The organism is Salinisphaera sp. LB1 (genome assembly GCF_003177035.1).
Lineage (GTDB): Bacteria > Pseudomonadota > Gammaproteobacteria > Nevskiales > Salinisphaeraceae > Salinisphaera.
On the sequence record NZ_CP029488.1, the window covers coordinates 1,099,099 to 1,117,790 of the forward strand.

18 protein-coding genes are annotated in these 18,692 nt (G+C 65.0%); 13 read left to right on the forward strand and 5 right to left on the reverse strand.

The annotated features are described in order from the left end of the window. Window positions 1-37: 37 nt before the first annotated feature. From arnB to arnF, 7 genes are read left to right on the forward strand one after another with little or no spacing between them, the layout of a single operon-like run. Window positions 38-1,201, forward strand: a complete 1,164-nt coding sequence (gene arnB / locus SALB1_RS04985) for a UDP-4-amino-4-deoxy-L-arabinose aminotransferase (protein WP_109992857.1) — start codon at window positions 38-40, stop codon at window positions 1,199-1,201. Beyond that, a complete protein-coding gene (locus SALB1_RS04990) occupies window positions 1,194-2,177 on the forward strand; it encodes a glycosyltransferase (protein WP_109992858.1) in 984 nt (327 codons plus the stop codon). Before arnB ends, SALB1_RS04990 begins: the two co-directional genes overlap by 8 nt. Then, window positions 2,174-4,171, forward strand: coding sequence for a bifunctional UDP-4-amino-4-deoxy-L-arabinose formyltransferase/UDP-glucuronic acid oxidase ArnA (gene arnA / locus SALB1_RS04995; RefSeq protein WP_109992859.1), 1,998 nt, complete (start codon window positions 2,174-2,176; stop codon window positions 4,169-4,171). Before SALB1_RS04990 ends, arnA begins: the two co-directional genes overlap by 4 nt. Continuing rightward, window positions 4,167-5,078, forward strand: a complete 912-nt coding sequence (arnD, locus tag SALB1_RS05000; protein ID WP_109995277.1) for a 4-deoxy-4-formamido-L-arabinose-phosphoundecaprenol deformylase — start codon at window positions 4,167-4,169, stop codon at window positions 5,076-5,078. The genes arnA and arnD overlap by 5 nt, the downstream gene beginning before the upstream one ends. Further along, window positions 5,065-6,723, forward strand: coding sequence for a lipid IV(A) 4-amino-4-deoxy-L-arabinosyltransferase (arnT, locus tag SALB1_RS05005; protein WP_109992860.1), 1,659 nt, complete (start codon window positions 5,065-5,067; stop codon window positions 6,721-6,723). Before arnD ends, arnT begins: the two co-directional genes overlap by 14 nt. 3 nt (window positions 6,724-6,726) lie before the next feature. Next, window positions 6,727-7,065, forward strand: coding sequence for a 4-amino-4-deoxy-L-arabinose-phosphoundecaprenol flippase subunit ArnE (gene arnE / locus SALB1_RS05010; protein ID WP_109992861.1), 339 nt, complete (start codon window positions 6,727-6,729; stop codon window positions 7,063-7,065). After that, window positions 7,044-7,454 (forward strand): 4-amino-4-deoxy-L-arabinose-phosphoundecaprenol flippase subunit ArnF, encoded by a 411-nt coding sequence (gene arnF / locus SALB1_RS05015; protein WP_109992862.1) that lies wholly within the window; start codon window positions 7,044-7,046, stop codon window positions 7,452-7,454. The genes arnE and arnF overlap by 22 nt, the downstream gene beginning before the upstream one ends. 40 nt (window positions 7,455-7,494) lie before the next feature. On the opposite strand, the gene SALB1_RS05020 is transcribed toward arnF, so the two are convergent. From SALB1_RS05020 to SALB1_RS05040, 5 genes are all read right to left on the reverse strand, one after another. Then, window positions 7,495-8,574 (reverse strand): alpha-hydroxy acid oxidase, encoded by a 1,080-nt coding sequence (locus tag SALB1_RS05020; RefSeq protein WP_199678699.1) that lies wholly within the window; start codon window positions 8,572-8,574, stop codon window positions 7,495-7,497. A gap of 75 nt (window positions 8,575-8,649) precedes the next feature. Beyond that, on the reverse strand, window positions 8,650-9,606 hold the full coding sequence (locus tag SALB1_RS05025; protein ID WP_109992863.1) for an ABC transporter substrate-binding protein: 957 nt from the start codon (window positions 9,604-9,606) through the stop codon (window positions 8,650-8,652). Between the two features lie 51 nt (window positions 9,607-9,657). Next, the gene (locus tag SALB1_RS05030; protein WP_199678700.1) at window positions 9,658-10,650 is read right to left on the reverse strand and encodes an ABC transporter permease; all 993 of its coding nucleotides are present in this window, start codon (window positions 10,648-10,650) and stop codon (window positions 9,658-9,660) included. A 36-nt stretch (window positions 10,651-10,686) separates the two neighbouring features. Continuing rightward, window positions 10,687-12,231 (reverse strand): sugar ABC transporter ATP-binding protein, encoded by a 1,545-nt coding sequence (locus SALB1_RS05035; RefSeq protein WP_109992864.1) that lies wholly within the window; start codon window positions 12,229-12,231, stop codon window positions 10,687-10,689. 233 nt (window positions 12,232-12,464) lie between these two features. Then, window positions 12,465-13,223 carry a FadR/GntR family transcriptional regulator gene (locus tag SALB1_RS05040; RefSeq protein WP_109992865.1) on the reverse strand — a complete coding sequence of 253 codons (759 nt, stop codon included), beginning with the start codon at window positions 13,221-13,223 and terminating at the stop codon, window positions 12,465-12,467. A 147-nt stretch (window positions 13,224-13,370) separates the two neighbouring features. On the opposite strand from SALB1_RS05040, the gene SALB1_RS05045 reads away from it, so the two are divergent. The 6 genes from SALB1_RS05045 (at window position 13,371) to SALB1_RS05070 (ending at window position 18,685) form a co-directional block, all read left to right on the forward strand. Next, a complete protein-coding gene (locus SALB1_RS05045) occupies window positions 13,371-14,108 on the forward strand; it encodes an SDR family oxidoreductase (RefSeq protein ID WP_109992866.1) in 738 nt (245 codons plus the stop codon). A 31-nt stretch (window positions 14,109-14,139) separates the two neighbouring features. Next, complete coding sequence (locus SALB1_RS05050; protein WP_109992867.1) at window positions 14,140-14,982, forward strand: fumarylacetoacetate hydrolase family protein; 843 nt, start codon at window positions 14,140-14,142, stop codon at window positions 14,980-14,982. After that, window positions 14,979-16,259, forward strand: coding sequence for an L-fuconate dehydratase (locus SALB1_RS05055; RefSeq protein WP_109992868.1), 1,281 nt, complete (start codon window positions 14,979-14,981; stop codon window positions 16,257-16,259). Before SALB1_RS05050 ends, SALB1_RS05055 begins: the two co-directional genes overlap by 4 nt. A gap of 9 nt (window positions 16,260-16,268) precedes the next feature. Next, on the forward strand, window positions 16,269-17,111 hold the full coding sequence (locus tag SALB1_RS05060; RefSeq protein WP_109992869.1) for an amidohydrolase: 843 nt from the start codon (window positions 16,269-16,271) through the stop codon (window positions 17,109-17,111). A gap of 9 nt (window positions 17,112-17,120) precedes the next feature. Further along, window positions 17,121-17,891, forward strand: a complete 771-nt coding sequence (locus tag SALB1_RS05065) for an SDR family oxidoreductase (RefSeq protein ID WP_109992870.1) — start codon at window positions 17,121-17,123, stop codon at window positions 17,889-17,891. Between the two features lie 86 nt (window positions 17,892-17,977). Then, window positions 17,978-18,685: an MgtC/SapB family protein gene (locus tag SALB1_RS05070; RefSeq protein WP_199678701.1), complete on the forward strand. Its 708-nt coding sequence runs from the start codon at window positions 17,978-17,980 to the stop codon at window positions 18,683-18,685. The last annotated feature ends 7 nt before the right edge of the window (window positions 18,686-18,692 follow it).

Here is an 18,692-nt window from a genome sequence, read left to right on the forward strand (position 1 = left end):
ACTACCATGGCGCTCACATTACTGCTGAGGTTGAAACGTGGGGCCAGATTTCGATTCGGACTTCCTCCCGTTCTCCCGCCCTTCGATCGGCGAGCGGGAGATCGAGGCCGCGAGTGCCGTACTGCGCTCGGGCTGGATTACCACCGGGGCCAGGAATCAGGAACTGGAAGCGCTTTTCTGCCAGCGATTCGGCAGCCGCCATGCGGTCGTGGTGTCGTCGGCGACTGCCGGCATGCACGTCACACTGGCGGCGTTGAACATCAGCCCGGGCGATGAAGTCATCACCCCGTCGCAGACCTGGGTATCGACGATCAATCTCATCTGTCTGCTGGGCGCGCGCCCGGTTTTCGTGGATGTCGATCGCGATACGTTGATGCTTGATGCCGAGCGTGTGGAAGCCGCGATCACCCCGCGCACCAAGGCCGTTGTGCCGGTCCATTACGCCGGCGCGGCGGTCGATATCGATCCGATCCGCCAACGGGCCGAGCGCCACGGCATCGCCGTGATCGAGGACGCGGCGCACGCGCTGGGCACCCGCTATGCCGGCCGCTGGATCGGCGAGACCGGAACGGCCATCTTTTCCCTGCATGCGATCAAGAACGCGACCTGCGCCGAGGGCGGGGTCGTCGTGACCGACGACGCCACACTCGCCGACCGGGTACGCAGCCTGAAATTTCATGGCCTGGGCGTGGATGCCTACGACCGGCAGAGCCACGGCCGCAAACCGCAGGCGGAAGTCATCGAGCCCGGCTACAAGTACAACCTGGCGGACATCAACGCGGCCATCGCCATCGTGCAACTCGATCGACTTGCCGATATGAACGCGCGCCGCGCCGCGCTCGCCGCACGTTACGCAGAGTGGTTGGCGCGAACGCCGCTGCAGCCGCTGGCCGTGCCCGCCCATACCGAGACGCACGCCTGGCACTTGTTGATCGTGCGTGTGGACGAAAATAGCTGCGGCATCGATCGCGCCGGCCTGATGCGGCAACTGCAGGAGCAGGGCATCGGCAGCGGCATCCACTTCAAGGCCGTACACCGACAGAAATATTACCGGGAACGCTTCAGCGGCCTGAGCCTGCCGAATACGGAATGGAATTCGGAACGCCTGGTGAGCCTGCCGCTGTTCCCGGACATGACCCACACCGACGTCGACCGCGTGGGCACGGCGTTGAACCACATTCTGGATATCGATCGTGCGTAGCCGCCATCCCATCGCCTGTGTTTCTGTCGTCATTCCAGTGTTCAACGAGCGCCCGGGGCTGGAAGAACTCCTGCGCCGTACCCTGGCGGCCTGCGAGGCGCTGGGCCGGCGCTACGAGATCATCCTGGTGGACGATGGCAGTCGCGACGGTTCGCCCGGCGTGCTGGCCGAAGCCGCCCGCGAGCACGCGCCCGTCATCGCGGTGATACTCAACCGCAACTACGGCCAGCATGCTGCGATCATGGCCGGATTCGAACAGGCCCGGGGCGATCTCGTGGTCACGCTGGATGCCGACCTGCAGAATCCGCCCGAGGAGATCGGCCGACTGGTCGAGGCCGCCGATCGCGGCTACGACGTCATCGGCACGGTACGCGTGGATCGCCAGGACTCCCGGGCACGGCGCTGGGCGTCGCGGCTGATCAACTACGCGGCCAAACGTTCGACCGGCGTGGACATGCACGATTACGGCTGCATGCTGCGCGCGTACCGTCGGCATATCGTCGAAGCCATGCTGGGTTGCCACGAGCGCAGCACCTTCATCCCGATCCTGGCCAACAGCTTCGCGCGCGATACCACGGAAATCGAGGTCAACCACGAAGAACGCGGCTACGGCGAGTCCAAGTACACGCCGCTGCGCCTGATCCATCTCATGTTCGACCTGGTCACCTCCATGACCACGGCGCCGCTTCGTTTGCTGAGCATCCTGGGCGGTGTGATCGCGTTCTGTGGTTTTCTGCTCGCCGCATTGCTGATCGTGACCCGTATTCTGTTCGGCGCCGCCTGGTCCGGGAATGGTGTTTTCACCTTGTTCGCCATTCTGTTCGGCTTCGTCGGTGCCCAGTTCATCGCCATGGGCCTGCTCGGCGAGTACATCGGACGCATGTACCACGACGTCCGGGCCCGGCCGCGTTATTTCGTCCAGGAAGTCGTGCGTAGCAACGCGCCGGCCAGCCAGCCAGAGGGAGAAGAATCGTGAAAGTCGTCGTATTCGCTTATCACGATATCGGTTGTACCGGTATTCGCGCGCTGGTCGAGGCGGGCTTCGATATCGCGGCCGTGTTCACCCATGCCGACGCCCCCGGCGAGGTGCCGTTCTTCGAATCCGTGGCACGCCTGTGTGCGCGGCTCGATATTCCGGTGCATGCCCCGGAAGACGTCAACAGCCCGTTCTGGGTCGAACATATTCGCGCGCTCGCGCCGGACTACATTTTTTCCTTCTACTACCGAAACCTGCTCAACGCCGACATTCTGGCCATTCCGGGCGGGGGCGCCTACAACCTGCACGGTTCGTTGCTGCCGGCCTATCGCGGCCGAGCCCCGGCCAACTGGGTCCTGGTCAATGGCGAGCAGCGCACCGGGGTGACGCTGCACCAGATGATCAAGCGCCCGGATGCCGGCCCGATCGTCGCCCAGCGCGAGGTCGCCATCGATGTCGACGAAACGGCGCTGTCGCTGCACCGCAAGCTCAACGCCGCGGCCCAGGCGCTACTCGCGGACTGTCTTGCCGATTTGCGCGCCGGCCGCGTGACGCTCGCGCCCCAGGACGAGACCGCGGCCAGTTATTTCGGCCGCCGCACACCCGCCGATGGCGAACTCGACTGGCACCTGCCCGCCGATCGGCTCGAGCGACTCGTGCGCGCGGTGACCGCACCCTACCCGGGGGCGTTTTCCTTTGCCGGCGATCGCAAGCTGTGGGTCTGGGAGGCGGCGGTTGTCCAGACCACGGACCAGCAAACGCCGGCCCCGGGAACGGTCGTATCGGCGAGCCCGCTGCGTATCGCCTGCGGCGAAAACCTGCTGGAGATCCGGTCCGGCCAGGCCAGTGGCGGGCTGCCGGTCGGCGGCGCCCAACTCGCGCGTGAAATGGGGCTGGTCGCGGGCATGCAGCTTGGTCCGCGCGACAGAACCGTCGTACGGCAAAAGCCACGCACCAAGGTATTGATTCTTGGCGTCAACGGCTTCATCGGCAATCATCTGGTGGAAAGACTGCTCGCCGATGGCGGCTATGAAGTCTATGGCATGGATATCGGCACCCATACCATCGCCCGTTTCCTGGACCGGCCGCATTTTCATTTCGTTGAAGGCGACATCGGCATTCATCACGAATGGATCGAATATCACATCAAGAAGTGCGATGTGATTCTGCCGCTGGTCGCCATCGCCACGCCGATCGAGTACGTGCGCAACCCGCTGCGGGTGTTCGAGCTGGACTTCGAGGAAAACCTCCGGATCGTGCGTTACTGCGTGAAATACGGCAAACGCATCGTTTTCCCCTCCACATCCGAAGTCTATGGCATGTGCGAGGACGATAAATTCGATGAGGAAACATCCAAGCTCGTGGTCGGCCCGATCAACAAGCAGCGCTGGATCTATTCGACTTCCAAGCAGCTGCTCGACCGCATCATCTGGGCCTACGGGGAGAAAGAGGGGCTGGCGTTCACGCTGTTCCGCCCGTTCAACTGGATGGGGCCGCGGCTGGATAGCCTGGATTCGGCCCGCATCGGCAGTTCGCGCGCGATCACGCAGCTCATCCTCAACCTGGTCAGCGGGACGCCGATTCAGTTGATCGACGGCGGCACGCAGCAGCGCTGCTTCACCGATATCGAGGACGGCATCGAGGCCCTGTTTCGTATTGTCGAGAACAAGGGCGGGCGCTGCGATGGCCGCATCATCAATATCGGCAACCCCGACAATGAAGCGAGCATCCGCGAACTGGCCGAGCTGCTGGTCGACCGCTTCGACCGGCATCCACTGCGCGATCGATTCCCGCCGTTCGCCGGCCTTCACGTGACCGAGAGCCAAGCGTACTACGGCAAAGGCTACCAGGACGTCTCACACCGGAGGCCCAGCATCGACAACGCCCGGCGCCTGCTGGACTGGACGCCCACCATCGCGCTGGAGGAGACCGTCGAGAAAACGCTGGACTTTTTCCTGACCGGGCTCTTCGAAGACCCGAACACGGATGATTGACGCCGGCCTGCGCATCGATGTCGACACCTTTCGCGGCACGCGCGACGGCGTGCCGCAGCTTTTGCGGACGCTGGACAAACACCACCTGCGCGCGACATTTTTCTTCTCGGTCGGGCCCGACAACATGGGCCGTCATGTCTGGCGTCTGTTCAAGCCGGCGTTCCTGCGCAAGATGCTGCGCTCGGATGCGGCCGCGCTGTATGGCTGGCCGATCTTGCTGGCGGGCACGGCCTGGCCGGGGCGCAGGATCGGGCGCGGCCTGGCCGACGTCATTCGCAGCGCCGACCGGGCTGGCCACGAGATCGGCCTGCATGCCTGGGATCATCACGGCTGGCAAGTCAACGTGGATCGCCGGCCGGCACGCTGGCTGGACCAGGAAATCGAACGCGGGACACGGGCGCTGGCCGAGATCCTCGGCCGGGACGTCGACTGTTCCGCCACCGCCGGCTGGCGAACCACGCCGGCCGTGATCGAAGCCAAGCAGCGCTTCGGTTTTCGCTACAACAGCGATTGCCGGGGCCACTCGATCTTCCGGCCACGACTGGCCGACCACAGCCTCGGCGCACCGCAGATCCCGGTGGATCTGCCGACCTACGACGAACGGGCCGGAGGCGATGTGGATGCCGCGGCCTTCAACGACCTCGTATTGGACCGGATCCGCCCGAACCGGCTGAACGTGTATACCGTGCATGCCGAGGTCGAAGGCGGTGTGCTGGCCGATGCGTTCGACCGCTTGCTGGCACGCGCGCACGAACGCGGCATTCGATTCCGCCCGCTCGGCGAGCTGCTCCCGACGGATATCGAGCGCATACCGCCGGGCCGGATCACTGCGGGGCCTATCGAAGGCCGGGAAGGATGGTTGGCACAGCAGGCGCCCGAGGACGCAAACAACGATGCGGCTGAATAAATGGAGCGTGGCCCTGTTCTTCGGGCTGTTCTATCTGTTTCCGAGCGCCACCCGTGGGCTCTGGATCCCCGACGAGGCCCGCTATGCGGAAATCAGCCGGGAAATGCTGGCCACCGGCCACTGGATCGTGCCCCACCTGCTGGGCCTGCGTTATTTCGAAAAGCCCGTCCTCGGGTACTGGCTGAATAATCTGTCGCAGCTGATCTTCGGCCACGACAACTTCGCCGTTCGTTTTGCGTCGGTGGCGGCGACCGCGGCAAGCGCGGCCCTGGTGGCCTGGCTGGCGCGCCGTTTCTGGCACTCGGCACAAACCGCCGTCGCCGCGTCGCTGATCTACCTATCGATGCTGCTGGTCTACGGCGTCGGCACCATGAGCGTGCTCGATGCCATGTTTTCGTTCTGGATGACCGCCGCCATGGCGACGTTCTGCCTGTGCCTGGACGCGCGGACACCCAGAGCCCGCATCGCGCGCTATATCGTGTTCGGCCTGGCCTGCGGCGCCGGTTTTCTGACCAAGGGATTCATCGCGCTGGCCCTGCCGGTAGTGGCGATCCTGCCGTACATGATCTATCGGCGACGCTTCATCGAACTGCTCGTATACGGCCCGGTGGCCGTCATCGCGGCCGCTGTGATCAGCGCACCGTGGGCGATCTGGATTCAACTGCTGGCGCCGGACTACTGGCGCTACTTCTTCTGGGTGCAGCACATCAAGCGCTTCGCCGGTGCCCATGCCCAGCACGCGGGGCCGGTCTGGTATTACCTTCCCCTGCTGCTGGCGGGGAGCCTGCCCTGGCTGGGGGTCGCCCCCGTCACCTGGTGGCACGCCTGGCGCGAACGGCGCGAAGCGCCCGAATTCATTTATCTGCTGTGCTGGCTGGTGTTCCCGCTGCTGTTTTTCAGCGTGGCCAAGGGCAAGCTGCCGACCTATATCCTGCCCTGCTTCGCGCCGCTGGCCCTGCTTGCCGGCCACGGCGTGATGGCGGCGGTGGACCGCGCCGCGACCCGGGTGCTGCGGGTCAACGGTGCCATCAATATCGTTTTCGGCCTCATCGGTGTGGGCGCGGTGTATTGGCTGTCGCGGCCCGATCAACACATTTACGGCGCCGGCGACACCCGGGCGCTCGCGCTCAGCCTGGTCAGCTTCGCCGGCTGGAGCCTGTTCGGCCTCGTGCAGCTGCGCTGGCCGTTGCGCGGATGGGCGGCGGCCGCACTCTGCCCGGGCGTGCTCGCGCTTTTGCTGGCCTGGGCCCTGCCGCAGTCGGTTATCGATGCCAAGCAGCCCGGCTGGTTCATCAACGCGCACGCGCCGGCGTTCACGCAGGCGGTCGATGTGCTCACCAACGACGACGGGGTCGCCTACAGTCTGGCCTGGGCGCTGGATCGCAGCGACATCAAGCTGCTGGATAATCGCGGCGAACTGGCCTACGGTCTGGATTACCCGGATGTCGCCGCCGACAAGAACATCGCCCGTGATGCCTTCCCCGGCTGGCTGAGGAAGGCGCGCCATAAAGGCAAGGTCGTCCTCCTGCTCAAGTTTCATCGCCGGAGGACAACGCCGGCGCAATATACCCGCGACTTCCCGCCCGGCTATAAACTCACCGCCGCGGGCGATTTAATTCTGCTCGTCTATCCGCCGACGACCTGAATCATGGCCTATGTCCTGATCGTGAGCGTACTGGTATGCGCCGGCCAGCTTTGCCAGAAGCAGGCGGTGGAAGGCTGGCGGGACCGGGCGATCCCGCTGTCGATCAAGCTCCGTTCGCCATGGCTGTGGGCCGCACTGGTCTTTCTGGGGCTGGGCATGATGATATGGCTACTAGCGCTCCGAGTCCTGCCGGTGGGTGTGGCCTATCCCATGCTCAGCCTGAATTTCGTCTGGGTCACGATGGCCGCCCGTTTCCTGTTCAACGAACCGGTGGGTTGGCAGCATGCGGCCGGCATCGCGTTGATCATCGCAGGTATCTCATGTCTCGCGCCGGCGTTGTAACAGGCTTCCAGTTGGCCGGCGCCAGCATCGCCCTGGTCACCTATGCCCAACTGGCGCAGAAATGGGGCATGGCGCACCTGCCGCCGCTGCACTATGCCGCCTGGGTCGGGGCGGACAGCGCGGCATGGGCCGAGGCGCTGTTCTTCGTGGCGTCCGGCCTGCTGGCCTACCTGGTATCCATGGCCTGCTGGATGGGGGCGCTGGCTTACCTGCCCCTCAATCGGGCCTATCCGCTGCTGGGCCTGAGTTATGCACTGGTCTATCTGGCCGGTGCGGCGCTGCCCTGGTACCCGGATACGATCTCGGCGCGCGGCGTCCTCGGCGTGGGACTGATCGGCGCGGGGGTCGTGTTGATCAATCTGCGTCGCTCGCCGCGTGATATGCCTTGAGAAATCGGCGGGCCGCCCACTCGAAACAGAACCCGTGATTTCAACGACGCACCGCGGCCAACAGGCTCGGATCCGCGCCCGGGCGACGCATGCCCGCCAATTGCATGGCTTCGACCAGTTCCTCGCCCAGCGCGTTCAGCTCGCACACCACCCGATCGCGCCCGCCGGCCGCCAGCGCCCATAACGGCGGACGCCCCAGGAATACGGCCCGCGCGCCCATGGCCAGCGCGGTCAGCACATGGCGCCCTGAACGAATCCCGCCGTCGACATAGACCTCGGCGCGCTCGCCGACCGCTGCGGCCACATCGAGCAGACAATCCGCGGTGGCCGCCGCGCCGTCGAGCTGACGCCCGCCATGATTGGAGACCCAGATCGCGGCCGCCCCAGCGGCGATACAACGCTCGGCATCATCCCCGCGCAGAATGCCCTTGACCACCACCGGCAGCCCGGTGCGCTCACGCAACCAGGCGACATCCGCCGGGCCGAGATCGCGCGCCTTGGCGTGCCCCGGCCGGCTGCCGTAACCGGGCTCGAAATTAACCTGCAGCCAATCGTCTTCGGCGATCTCCCATATCGTCTCGGCGCCGCCGTCGTCCTTGCGTGCCACCACCGGCGTATCCGCGGTCAGCACGATCGCGCCGACGCCGGCGGCCACCGCCCGGTCCAGCAACGGCAGCGCGGCCTGCCGATCGGCCGGCAGATACGCCTGCAGCCACCAGGCGACCCCGGTTTCGGCGATTGCTTCGAAACGGGTGCCGGCGTTGCTCGAGACCGTCAGCAAACCGCCGACATCGGCGACCGCCGCCGCCATGGCCCGTTCACCGTCGGGGTCCGCTGCCCGCTGGAAGGTGCTCGGGGCCACGGCGATCGGCGTGCGAACGGGCGTGCCCAACAAAGACGTGCCAGTGTCGATCCGCGCTACATCGGTCAGCGCATGCGGCAGCAGACGCCGCCCCTCCCAGGCGGCCACCGCCTCGGCCGCGGACACCGACGCACCGGAGCCCTGACGGAAGTAACGGGCAACGGCACTCGGCAGCCGGGCTTCGGCCTCTTCAGCCAGCGCCTGTATGTGACGAATACTGATCCCGGCCTCCGGCATCACATGGGCGGCGAGTTCCATATTCCATGCCCGCGACGAGACGTGCAATACGGCAACGCCACGGCTCGGGCTGTGCCGCGCCGTGGCGCGATCCCTCTACTGATAGAGATTCTTCTGAATCTTCGGCTGATCCATATTGGATTTGTCGTACCAGTAGAAACCGGTATCGATGGTCTTGGGCACACTCTTGCCATGAATGACCTTGAGCGCGGTATCGACCATGTCCTTACCCATGCCGACCGGGTTCTGGGTGATCGAGCCGGTCAACACGCCGTTCTTGATCGCATCGATCTGGGCCTTGCCCGAGTCGAAACCGATGGCGACGATGTTCTTGCGGCCGCTTTCCTTGAGCCCCAGCGCCATGCCTTCGGCCGAGGCTTCGTTGGATGCGAACATGCCATCGAGATGCGGGTGCGACGACAGGATCGCCTTGGTGATGTCGGCGGCCTTGGACATGTCACTGTTGCTGTATTGCGGGCGCAGCATCTTGATGTTCGGCGCGTTCTTCTTCATCCAGTTCATGAAGCCGTCGCGTCGATCCGTGCCCGACACGCTGGTCTGGTCGTGGATGATCAGCCCCACCGTGCCCTTGTCGTGCAGCAGCTTCGCCATGTGCCTGGCGGCTTCGGCGCCCGCGGCCTTGTTGTCGGTGGCCACGGTGGAAACCGGCACATCGCTCTTCACCCCCGAGTCGAAGGCGATCACGGGAATGCCCTGGCTCTTGGCCTGCATCATCATGGGCGCGGCCGCCTGACTGTCGAGCGCGGCGAAGCCGATGGCATCCGGATGCTTGTTGAGTACGGCACTCAGCTGGTTCATCTGGATGGCGACATCCGACTCGGTCGGCGGGCCTTCAAAAGTGATGCGGGCGCCTTTTTTCTGCGCCTCTTGCTCGGCCCCGTGCTTCACGGCCTGCCAGTACTGCTGCGAAAAGCCTTTCGAGACGATCGCGATATAAGGTTTGCCGCTGTCGGCGAGCGCCGGTGCCGCGGCACCGACCGACAGGGCAAGCCCGGCGGCTGCGGCGAGCAGCGCGGATCGAATAGGGTTCATGATCTCCTCCGTTTCGTTCTTGTGGACATTCTGGTCTGGCGCGAGCGCGGCTCAGGCCGCGGCGTTGCGCCGGAAATTGTCGAGATAGACGGCCGCCAGGATCACCACGCCGAGAATGACGGTCTGCCATTCCTGCGGCACCGAAATGATCTGCAGACCATTGGTGAGCACGGACATGATCAGCGCGCCGATGACCGTGCCGAGGATCGAACCCACGCCCCCGAACAGCGAGGTGCCGCCGATCACCACCGCGGCGATGGCTTTCAGCTCGTAGCCCATGCCGAGCGCCGGCTGGGCCGAATTCAGCCGGGCCGAGATCAGCACCCCGGCCAGGCCGATGAACAGCCCGCCGAAGCTGTAGATCAGGATCTTCCAGCGCCGCGTGTTGATGCCGGAGAGCGCGGTGGCGTCCTCGTTGCTGCCGATGGCATAGGTATAGCGCCCGAACACGCTCTTGTTGAGGATGATCGCCGCAATGATGGCGACCGCCGCCCACAACAGTACGGCGTTGGGAATGGCCAGCCCCGGGAAGATGCTGCCGTTGGACAGCATGTAGTAGCTCGGCGTGTTGCTGAAATAGATCGGCGCGCTACCCGAGATCACCAGCGCCAGCCCTTCGGCAACCAGCATCATGGCCAGCGTGGCGATGAACGGGGGGATCTTGAGCACGGTCACGTTGAAGCCGTTGACGAAGCCGATCAGGCCGCCGAAGAGTACCGTGAACACCACCCCGAGCGGCATGGGCAGGCCCCAGTGGGTGATGAACACGCCGGACATGACCGCGCACAGCGACATGCCGGTGCCCAGCGACAGGTCGATGCCGGCCGAGATGATCACGAACGTCGTGCCGATCGCCAGCGTCCCGATGACCACGGTGGCCAGCAGGATCGACATCACATTGGCGAAGGTCAGGAAATTCGGGCTGGCGAAGGAAAAGAAGGCAAAGATCAGGATCAGCCCGGCGAAGGCCAGAAACTGTTGGAACTTGCCGCGCAGGCCGGGTGGCAATCGGCCGGCGACCGCCGGTGTGTCTTTTTCTGCCATAGACGTGTTTCCCCTGACAGTACTCATCATCCCTCCTCAGGCGGTCTCGACCGCAGGCGACGACGACAACGTGGCGTAGTGCATGACTTTTTCCTGATTGGCATCGGCGGCATCGAGCACCGCGGTCAACCGGCCCTCGCACATCACGGCAATGCGGTGCGACATGCGCAGCACCTCCGGCAGCTCCGACGAAATCATGATGATCGACTTACCCTCGGCCACCAGATCGTTCATCAGCCGGTAAATCTCTTCCTTGGCGCCGACATCGATGCCGCGGGTCGGCTCGTCGAAGATCAGAATGTCGCAGCCCTTGAGCAGCCACTTGGCGATGACGACCTTCTGCTGGTTGCCGCCCGACAGGTTCTTCACCGGCTGACGGATCGACGGGGTCTTGATGCGCAACGACTCCACCAGTTGCCGCGAACGCTCGGCCATCGGCCGGTCGCGCACCATGCCGCCCGCAGAGAACAGATCGGTGACGGTGCCGAGCGTGATATTGAATTTCACGTCCTGCTCGAGCAGCAGGCCGAGCCGCTTGCGATCCTCCGACAGATAGCCGATCCGATGCTTCGCCGCCTCGGCCGGGCTGCCGATGCGAATGGTCTGGCCGCGCAGGGAAATCGTGCCGGACTCGATCCGGTCGGCGCCGATCAGCGCGCGCGCCACTTCGGTACGCCCGGCCCCCATCAGCCCGGCAAAGCCGAGAATCTCGCCCTCGCGCAGATCGAAGGACACGTCCCGCAGCAAGCCGCGCGTCGACAACCCTGCCACCCGCAGCAATTCGGCGCGGTCGGGCCGCACATGCTCGGGCCGATGCGCGCCGGAGACCGAGCGTCCCACCATCATGGCGATGATTTCGTCCATGTCGGTGGTCGCCACCTCGCGCACGCCGACGTTCGCGCCGTCGCGGATCACCGACACCCGGTTGGCGATCACCTTCAGTTCTTCCATGCGGTGCGAGATATAGATCACGCCCATGTCCGGCGTCATGAAATGCCGGATCAAAGCGTGCAGCAGTGAGACCTCGTTGTCGTTCAGTGCCGCCGTCGGCTCGTCCATGATCAGGACTTTGGGTTTTTGCATCAGCGCCTTCGCGATCTCGACCATCTGTTGATGGGCGACCGTCAGGTCACCCACGATCTGGCGCGCCCCCAGCGGCAGCTGCAGTTCGTCGAGATGGGCCTGGGCCCGGCGATTGAGCGCGCGGTGATCGAGCCAGCCCCAGCGCCGCGGCTCGCGGCCGATGAACAGGTTCTGGGCCACGGTCAGATGCGGAATCAGGTTGAATTCCTGATGGATGATGCCGATGCCACGGGCCTGGGCATCGGCCGGGCCGGTGAGATGCAGCGTCTCGCCCTCGAGCACGATGTCGCCGGCATCTGCGGTGTGGATACCGCTGAGCAGCTTCATCAGCGTCGACTTACCGGCCCCGTTCTCGCCGGCCAGGGCCAGGACCTCCCCCGGATAGAGCTCGAGATCGACGCCGGACAAGGCCTGTACGCCGGGAAAGCCCTTGCTGACACCGCGCATCGACAGCAGCGGCATGGCACCCGCCGTATGCGCTGCGGTCGATGACGTCATGTCTACTCCTTGTTTAGCACGGCTTGTCTGGAACGGCGTATCCGTCCCTGGCGACTTCCGTGTCGATGGCATCGCGGGCCGGCCGACGCGTCTGTGCGTCAGTTGCCGTGCGGAACGCCTCCTGTCTTCGATTGAAGCAAACGTCCAATGGCCTGACCTTTATACGTTAGTGGCACGTTCGATCCTCGACTCGCGGTTTTGCCGCGCTCGGAGCCGCCGGCACCGGCGGCGCCTCATTCGGAAAAGAACACGCCGAGCACGTGATCCAGATGTTTTTCCATCGCCTGGCGGGCGCCGGCTTCGTCGCCCGCCTCGATGGCCGACACGATCCGCTCGTGATCCGTCTGCGAGCGGTTCCACATCCGGTTTTCCATGTAGTAGGCCTGCAGCCGGCGGAACATCACGCCGTATTGATGACCCAGCAGATGCTTGATGAGCAGGGCATAGGCGGCGTTGTTCGAGGCCTCGGCGATGCGGATATGCAGCAGCCGATCGCCGACGAAGCGATTGCCCCCGGGCTCGCGGTTGTCCTCGATGTTGCGATCCAGCGCCTCGCGCAATGCCGCCAGATCATCGGCATCGGCGTTCACGGCCGCGAGCGCGGCGGTTTCCGGTTCGATGTGGCGCCGCGCCTGAAGCAACGCGAACGGCGGGATCTCCTCGTCGAGGTTGAGCTCGACCTCGCTGGCGAATTCCGGATCGATCCGCCACGGCTCGCTCCGGGCCGCCGCCCGCATCACCGGTTCGGCCGAGGCATGGCTCGAATCCAGCACCACCACGCCGTGACCGACGCGAACCTCCACGTCGCCGACCACTTCCAGCGCGATCAGCGCCTCGCGTACCGAAGCCCGGCTCACGCCCAGCTGCTGCGACAGCTCACGCTCCGGCGGCAATCGGGTGCCGGGCGGGAACTCGCCGTCACGGATCAGCCGCTGGAGCTGATCGGCGATCTGGCGGTACAGGCGGGTTGAACGGACAGCGGCGATGGGCACGTGACGGCTCCGGACACGGAATCAGACAAAAGTTCGAGCCCAAACCGGCATCGCGAAGATTGCCAGCGGCCCACGGTCACTCTACGCTTGGCCTATTGGCCTGACCAATAGGCCGTTGGATGTAGAGCAACTGCCGGGAGAGGTGCAATGCAGCGACTGGAAAACAAGACGGCGCTCATTACTGCCGCCGCCCAGGGTATCGGCCGGGCCACGGTAGAGCGCTTTCGCGCCGAGGGCGCGCGGGTGATCGCCACCGATATCGACATCGGCCCGCTGGCCGACGAAGCCGACATCGAGACCTACCAACTCGATGTCACCGACCCGGAGGCAATTACCGCCCTGGCCCTGGTGCTGCCGCCGCTGGATGTGCTGTTCAACTGTGCCGGCATGGTGCCGACCGGCGACATCCTGCATTGCGGACGCTCCACCTGGCAGCGCACCTTCGATCTGAACGTCACCTCGATGTTCGACATGATCCACGCCTTCATCGGTTACATGCCCCCCGGCAGCAGCATCATCAACATGGCCTCGCTGGCCTCCAGCGTAAAAGGGGTGCGCGAGCGCTGCGCCTACGGCGCCAGCAAGGCCGCGGTGATCGGTCTGACCAAGTCGGTGGCCGCCGATTTCATGACCGCGGAGATTCGCTGCAACGCCATTTGCCCGGGCACGGTCGATTCGCCGTCGCTGCGCGAACGCATCGCCGCCCAGGCCGCCGCCGAAGGCCGCAGCGAGGCTTTGGTGCGCAATGAGTTCATTGCCCGTCAGCCCATGGCCCGGCTCGGCACTCCGGACGAAATCGCCGCGCTGGCCGCGTTTCTGGCTTCGGACGAATCCGCCTTCATCACCGGCACCGCCCAGCTCATCGACGGGGGCTGGGCAAACTGACCGAACCTTCATCTGTTCCAAGGAGCCCTTTGTGAAACTGCTCAGATACGGCCCGCCGGGCCAGGAAAAACCCGGTGTAATCGATGCCGACGGCACGATCCGCGATATTTCCTCGCTGGTCGACGATATCGCCGGTGACATGCTCGACCCGGACTCGCTCGACCGGCTGCGCCGGCACGATCTGACGAGCCTGCCGGCCGTCGATCCGGACACCCGCCTCGGCCCCTGCGTGGGGCGGGTCGGCAAGTTCATCTGCATCGGCCTGAACTATTCCGATCATGCCGCCGAAACCGGTGCCGAGGTACCGCCCGAGCCGGTGATTTTCAATAAATGGACCAGTGCGATCTGCGGGCCGAACGACGATATCGAGATCCCGCGCGATTCGCACAAGACCGACTGGGAAGTCGAACTCGGCGTGATCATCGGCCGCGGCGGGCGTTATATCGAACCCGGGGCGGCGATGGACCATGTCGCCGGCTATTGCGTGGTCAACGACGTCTCCGAACGCGAATTCCAGCTCGAACGCAGCGGCACCTGGGACAAGGGCAAGGGCTGCGACACCTTCGGCCCGATCGGCCCCTGGCTGGTCACGCGCGACGAGATCGCCGACCCACAGCAGCTCGACATGTGGCTGTCGGTGGATGGCAAGACTTACCAGAACGGCAATACGTCGACGATGGTCTACGAGGTGGCTTATCTGGTGTCGTATCTGAGCCGCTTCATGAGCCTGCAGCCCGGCGACATCATCTCCACCGGCACGCCGCCCGGCGTGGGCGCTGGCCAGTCACCCCAGGTCTTTCTGCGCGCCGGCCAGCAACTCCGGCTCGGCATCGAAGGCCTGGGCGAACAATCCCAGCATACGGTGGACGCATGACCCGAATCGTCGACATGCGCGTCATCGACGTGCGCTTTCCCACCTCCGAGCAGCTCGACGGCTCGGATGCCATGAACCCGGATCCGGATTACTCGGCCGCCTATTGCATCCTGGAAACCGATACGCCGGATCTGGAAGGCCACGGCCTGACCTTCACCATTGGCCGCGGCAACGAGCTGGCCTGTGCCGCGATCGGATCGATGCGGCATCTGGTGATCGGCCTCGATCTGGCCGATATCGCCGCCGACATGGGTGCGTTCTGGCGCCGTGTGACCGGCGACAGCCAGCTGCGCTGGATCGGCCCGGAGAAGGGCGCGATCCATCTGGCGACCGCCGCGGTGGTCAATGCGGTCTGGGATCTCTGGGCCAAGTCCGAGGGCAAGCCGGTCTGGCGACTGGTCGCCGAAATGTCGCCGGAGGACATCGTGCGCTGCATCGATTTCCGCTACATGACCGACTGCATTACACGCGATGAGGCGCTGGCGCTGCTGCGCGAGCGTGAACAAGGCAAGGCCGAACGCATCGCCGCGCTCGAAGCCCATGGCTACCCCTGCTACACCACCTCCGCCGGCTGGCTCGGCTACAGCGAGGACAAACTGCGCCGGTTGTGCCAGGAAGCGGTCGACGAAGGCTACAACCACGTCAAGCTCAAGTGCGGCGGCAACCTCGATGACGACAAGCGCCGCGTGACCATCGCCCGCGAAGTGATCGGCGACCAGCGCGCGCTGATGATCGATGCCAACCAGATGTGGGAAGTCGACGAGGCCATCGACTGGGTCAACGAACTGGCCTTCGCCCGCCCCTGGTTCATCGAGGAACCGACCAGTCCGGACGACGTCGAAGCCCATCGTGCGATCAAGCAAGGCGTGGCCCCGGTGAAGGTCGCCACCGGCGAGATGTGCCAGAACCGCGTGCTCTTCAAGCAGTTCATGATGCGCGACGCGATCGACGTGGTGCAGCTCGATGCCTGCCGGCTCGGCGGCGTCAACGAAGTGCTGGCAGTGCTGCTGATGGCCGCCAAATACGAGTTGCCGGTCTGTCCGCATGCCGGCGGCGTCGGCCTGTGCGAATATGTCCAGCATCTGTCGATGATCGATTATCTGTGCTTCTCCGGCACCATGGAAGGCCGCGTGACCGAATACGTCGATCATCTGCATGAGCATTTCGTCGACCCCTGCGTAGTGCGCAATGCGGCCTACATGCCACCCAGCGCGCCCGGCTATTCCGGCGAGATGAAAGCGGAGTCACTCGAGCAATATCGCTTCAAGGGCCACTGAGCAACCCTCATGATCATCGACGCGCATCAGCACTTCTGGCGTTACGACCCGATCCGGCTGGACTGGATCGGCCCCGGCATGGAAGAGCTGATGCACGACTGGTTGCCGGTCGATCTGGCCGGTCCGATGGCCGAAACCGGGATTGATCGCACCATCGCCGTACAGGCCACGGGCGACGAGGCGGAAACCGCCTTCCTGATGGAGCAGGCCGAGGCCGAGGACTGGATCGCCGGCGTGGTCGGCTGGGTCGATCTCGCGACGGCGGATGCCGACGAACGCATCGCCGACTGGCAACAGGCCGGCCCGCTGGTCGGCCTCCGCCACCCGATCGAAGGCGACCCGGCGCGCCTGGACGACCGCGCCTTCGATGCCGGCGTGGACGCCGTGCAGCGCCACGGGCTGGTCTATGACGTGCTGGTCAATCACCGCCAACTCGGCGACGCCGTCACCTTCTGCGCCCACCACGATCGACACACGCTGGTACTCGATCATCTCGCCAAGCCGGCGATCACCGGCAGCGAAGCCGACTTTGCCGCCTGGCGGCGTGCGATGGCCGAGCTGGCTGCGATGCCCCATGTCGCGGTCAAGATCTCGGGGCTGGCGACCGAGGCCCGGGCCGCGCCAAGCGAACCACCGGATATCGACGGTATCCATCGGCATCTGGATACGGCGCTGGCACTTTTCGGCGAGGATCGGCTCATCTTCGGCTCCGACTGGCCGGTCTGCCAGTTGGCGATGACCTACGGCGATTGGTTCGCGCTGATCGATGCCTGGGCCCGCGCCCAGGGCGCCGATTGCCACGCCAGGCTGCTCGGCACCAACGCGGCGTCGATCTACGCCCTGAATCTCTGAGAGCGCCCCGTGGATCTGGAGCTCACCGACAAGGTCGTGATCGTCACCGGCGGCTTGGCGGGCATCGGCGGCGCCATCAGCCGAAGCCTGGCCACCGAGGGCGCGATCCCGGTCATCATCGATCGCGGTGAAGATGCCGCCTTCGTCGAGGCACTTCAGGCGAGCCAGCCCCGCGCCCGGCATATCGCGGCGGATCTGACCGATGAAACTGCCTGTCGCGAGGCTGTCTCCGCGGCGGCCGAAATAGGCCCCATTTACGGCCTGGTCAACAACGCCGGGGCCAACGACGGCGTCGGCCTGGGCGCCGGGCTGGCCGCGTTCCGGCAGTCGCTGGATCGCAACCTGCTGCACTACTACTTGATGGCACATCTGTGCGAAGCCCAGCTCAAGGCCAGTCGTGGCGCGATCGTGAACATCGCCTCCAAGACCGCACTCACCGGCCAGGGCGGCACCAGCGGTTATTGCGCGGCCAAGGGCGCGGCCCTCGCGCTGACCCGCGAATGGGCCGTCTCGCTGGCCGAACACGGCGTGCGCGTGAACGCGGTGGTGCCCGCCGAGGTCGCGACGCCCATGTACGAACGCTGGCTGGAAACCTTCGACGACCCGGCCGCCGCCCGCGAACGCATCACCGCGCGCATCCCGCTCGGCCGCCGCATGACCCGCCCGGAGGAGATCGCCGACAGCGCAGTCTTCCTGCTCTCGCCCCGTACCGCGCACACAACCGGGCAATGGGTCGTGGTCGATGGCGGCTACACTCACCTCGATCGCGCAGCGACCTGATCAACCGCTCTTATCGTCGCAGCGCGATAGCGATATCTTGAACCGCATGGTCACGCGGCCGCGACATTTCGGATATCGATGACGCCATGAGCATCATGCATTTTTTCTTCCCCGACACCGGCGGCCAGGGCTGGCCTCAGATCGGCGAACTGGCGCTGGCCTTCGTACTGTCGTCACTGATCGGTCTGGAACGCGAGTTCCGCATGAAAAGCGCTGGCCTGCGGACCCACGCGCTGGTCGGCATCGGCGCAGCCTTGATCATGCTGGTGTCGAAATACGGTTTCGGCGATGTGACGGGCGGCGTCCATGTCTCGTTCGACCCGTCACGCGTGGCCGCTCAGATCGTTTCCGGCATCGGCTTCATCGGTGGCGGGCTGATCTTCGTGCGCGGCGATGCCGTGCGCGGGCTGACCACCGCCGCGGTGGTCTGGCTCACAGCGGCCATCGGCATGGCCTGTGCGGCGGGCCTGCCAGTGCTGGCCATCATCGCCACAGCCGCGCATTTCACCGCCATTTATGTCTATACGCCCTTCAACCGCCGCGTGCTCAATCGCGACTTCGTAGTCCAGCTGACCTATCGTGTGCGCGAGGACGTGATGCACCGCGTGTTCAAGCGCTGTGCGGAACAGAAATTCACAATCAGCGATATCTCCATGCCCGATACGGCGAACGATGACGATACGGCCCGCGCCACCCTGCATATTCGTGGCCGCCAACCAAGTCAACAGCTCTACATCGCCCTCGGCGAGATCGCCGGGGTGACCTCGGTGCGCATCGAAAACGACGACGACTGATCGCCCA

Excerpts from the sequence above, each read along its gene's own strand:
- arnT (WP_109992860.1), top strand. The coding sequence starts at position 5,065 with ATGCGGCTGAATAAATGGAGCGTGGCCCTGTTCTTCGGGCTGTTCTAT.
- arnE (WP_109992861.1), top strand. The coding sequence starts at position 6,727 with ATGGCCTATGTCCTGATCGTGAGCGTACTGGTATGCGCCGGCCAGCTT.
- arnF (WP_109992862.1), top strand. The coding sequence starts at position 7,044 with ATGTCTCGCGCCGGCGTTGTAACAGGCTTCCAGTTGGCCGGCGCCAGC.
- SALB1_RS05020 (WP_199678699.1), bottom strand. The coding sequence starts at position 8,574 with ATGGAACTCGCCGCCCATGTGATGCCGGAGGCCGGGATCAGTATTCGT.
- SALB1_RS05025 (WP_109992863.1), bottom strand. The coding sequence starts at position 9,606 with ATGAACCCTATTCGATCCGCGCTGCTCGCCGCAGCCGCCGGGCTTGCC.
- SALB1_RS05030 (WP_199678700.1), bottom strand. The coding sequence starts at position 10,650 with ATGGCAGAAAAAGACACACCGGCGGTCGCCGGCCGATTGCCACCCGGC.
- SALB1_RS05035 (WP_109992864.1), bottom strand. The coding sequence starts at position 12,231 with ATGACGTCATCGACCGCAGCGCATACGGCGGGTGCCATGCCGCTGCTG.
- SALB1_RS05045 (WP_109992866.1), top strand. The coding sequence starts at position 13,371 with ATGCAGCGACTGGAAAACAAGACGGCGCTCATTACTGCCGCCGCCCAG.
- SALB1_RS05055 (WP_109992868.1), top strand. The coding sequence starts at position 14,979 with ATGACCCGAATCGTCGACATGCGCGTCATCGACGTGCGCTTTCCCACC.
- SALB1_RS05060 (WP_109992869.1), top strand. The coding sequence starts at position 16,269 with ATGATCATCGACGCGCATCAGCACTTCTGGCGTTACGACCCGATCCGG.
- SALB1_RS05070 (WP_199678701.1), top strand. The coding sequence starts at position 17,978 with ATGAGCATCATGCATTTTTTCTTCCCCGACACCGGCGGCCAGGGCTGG.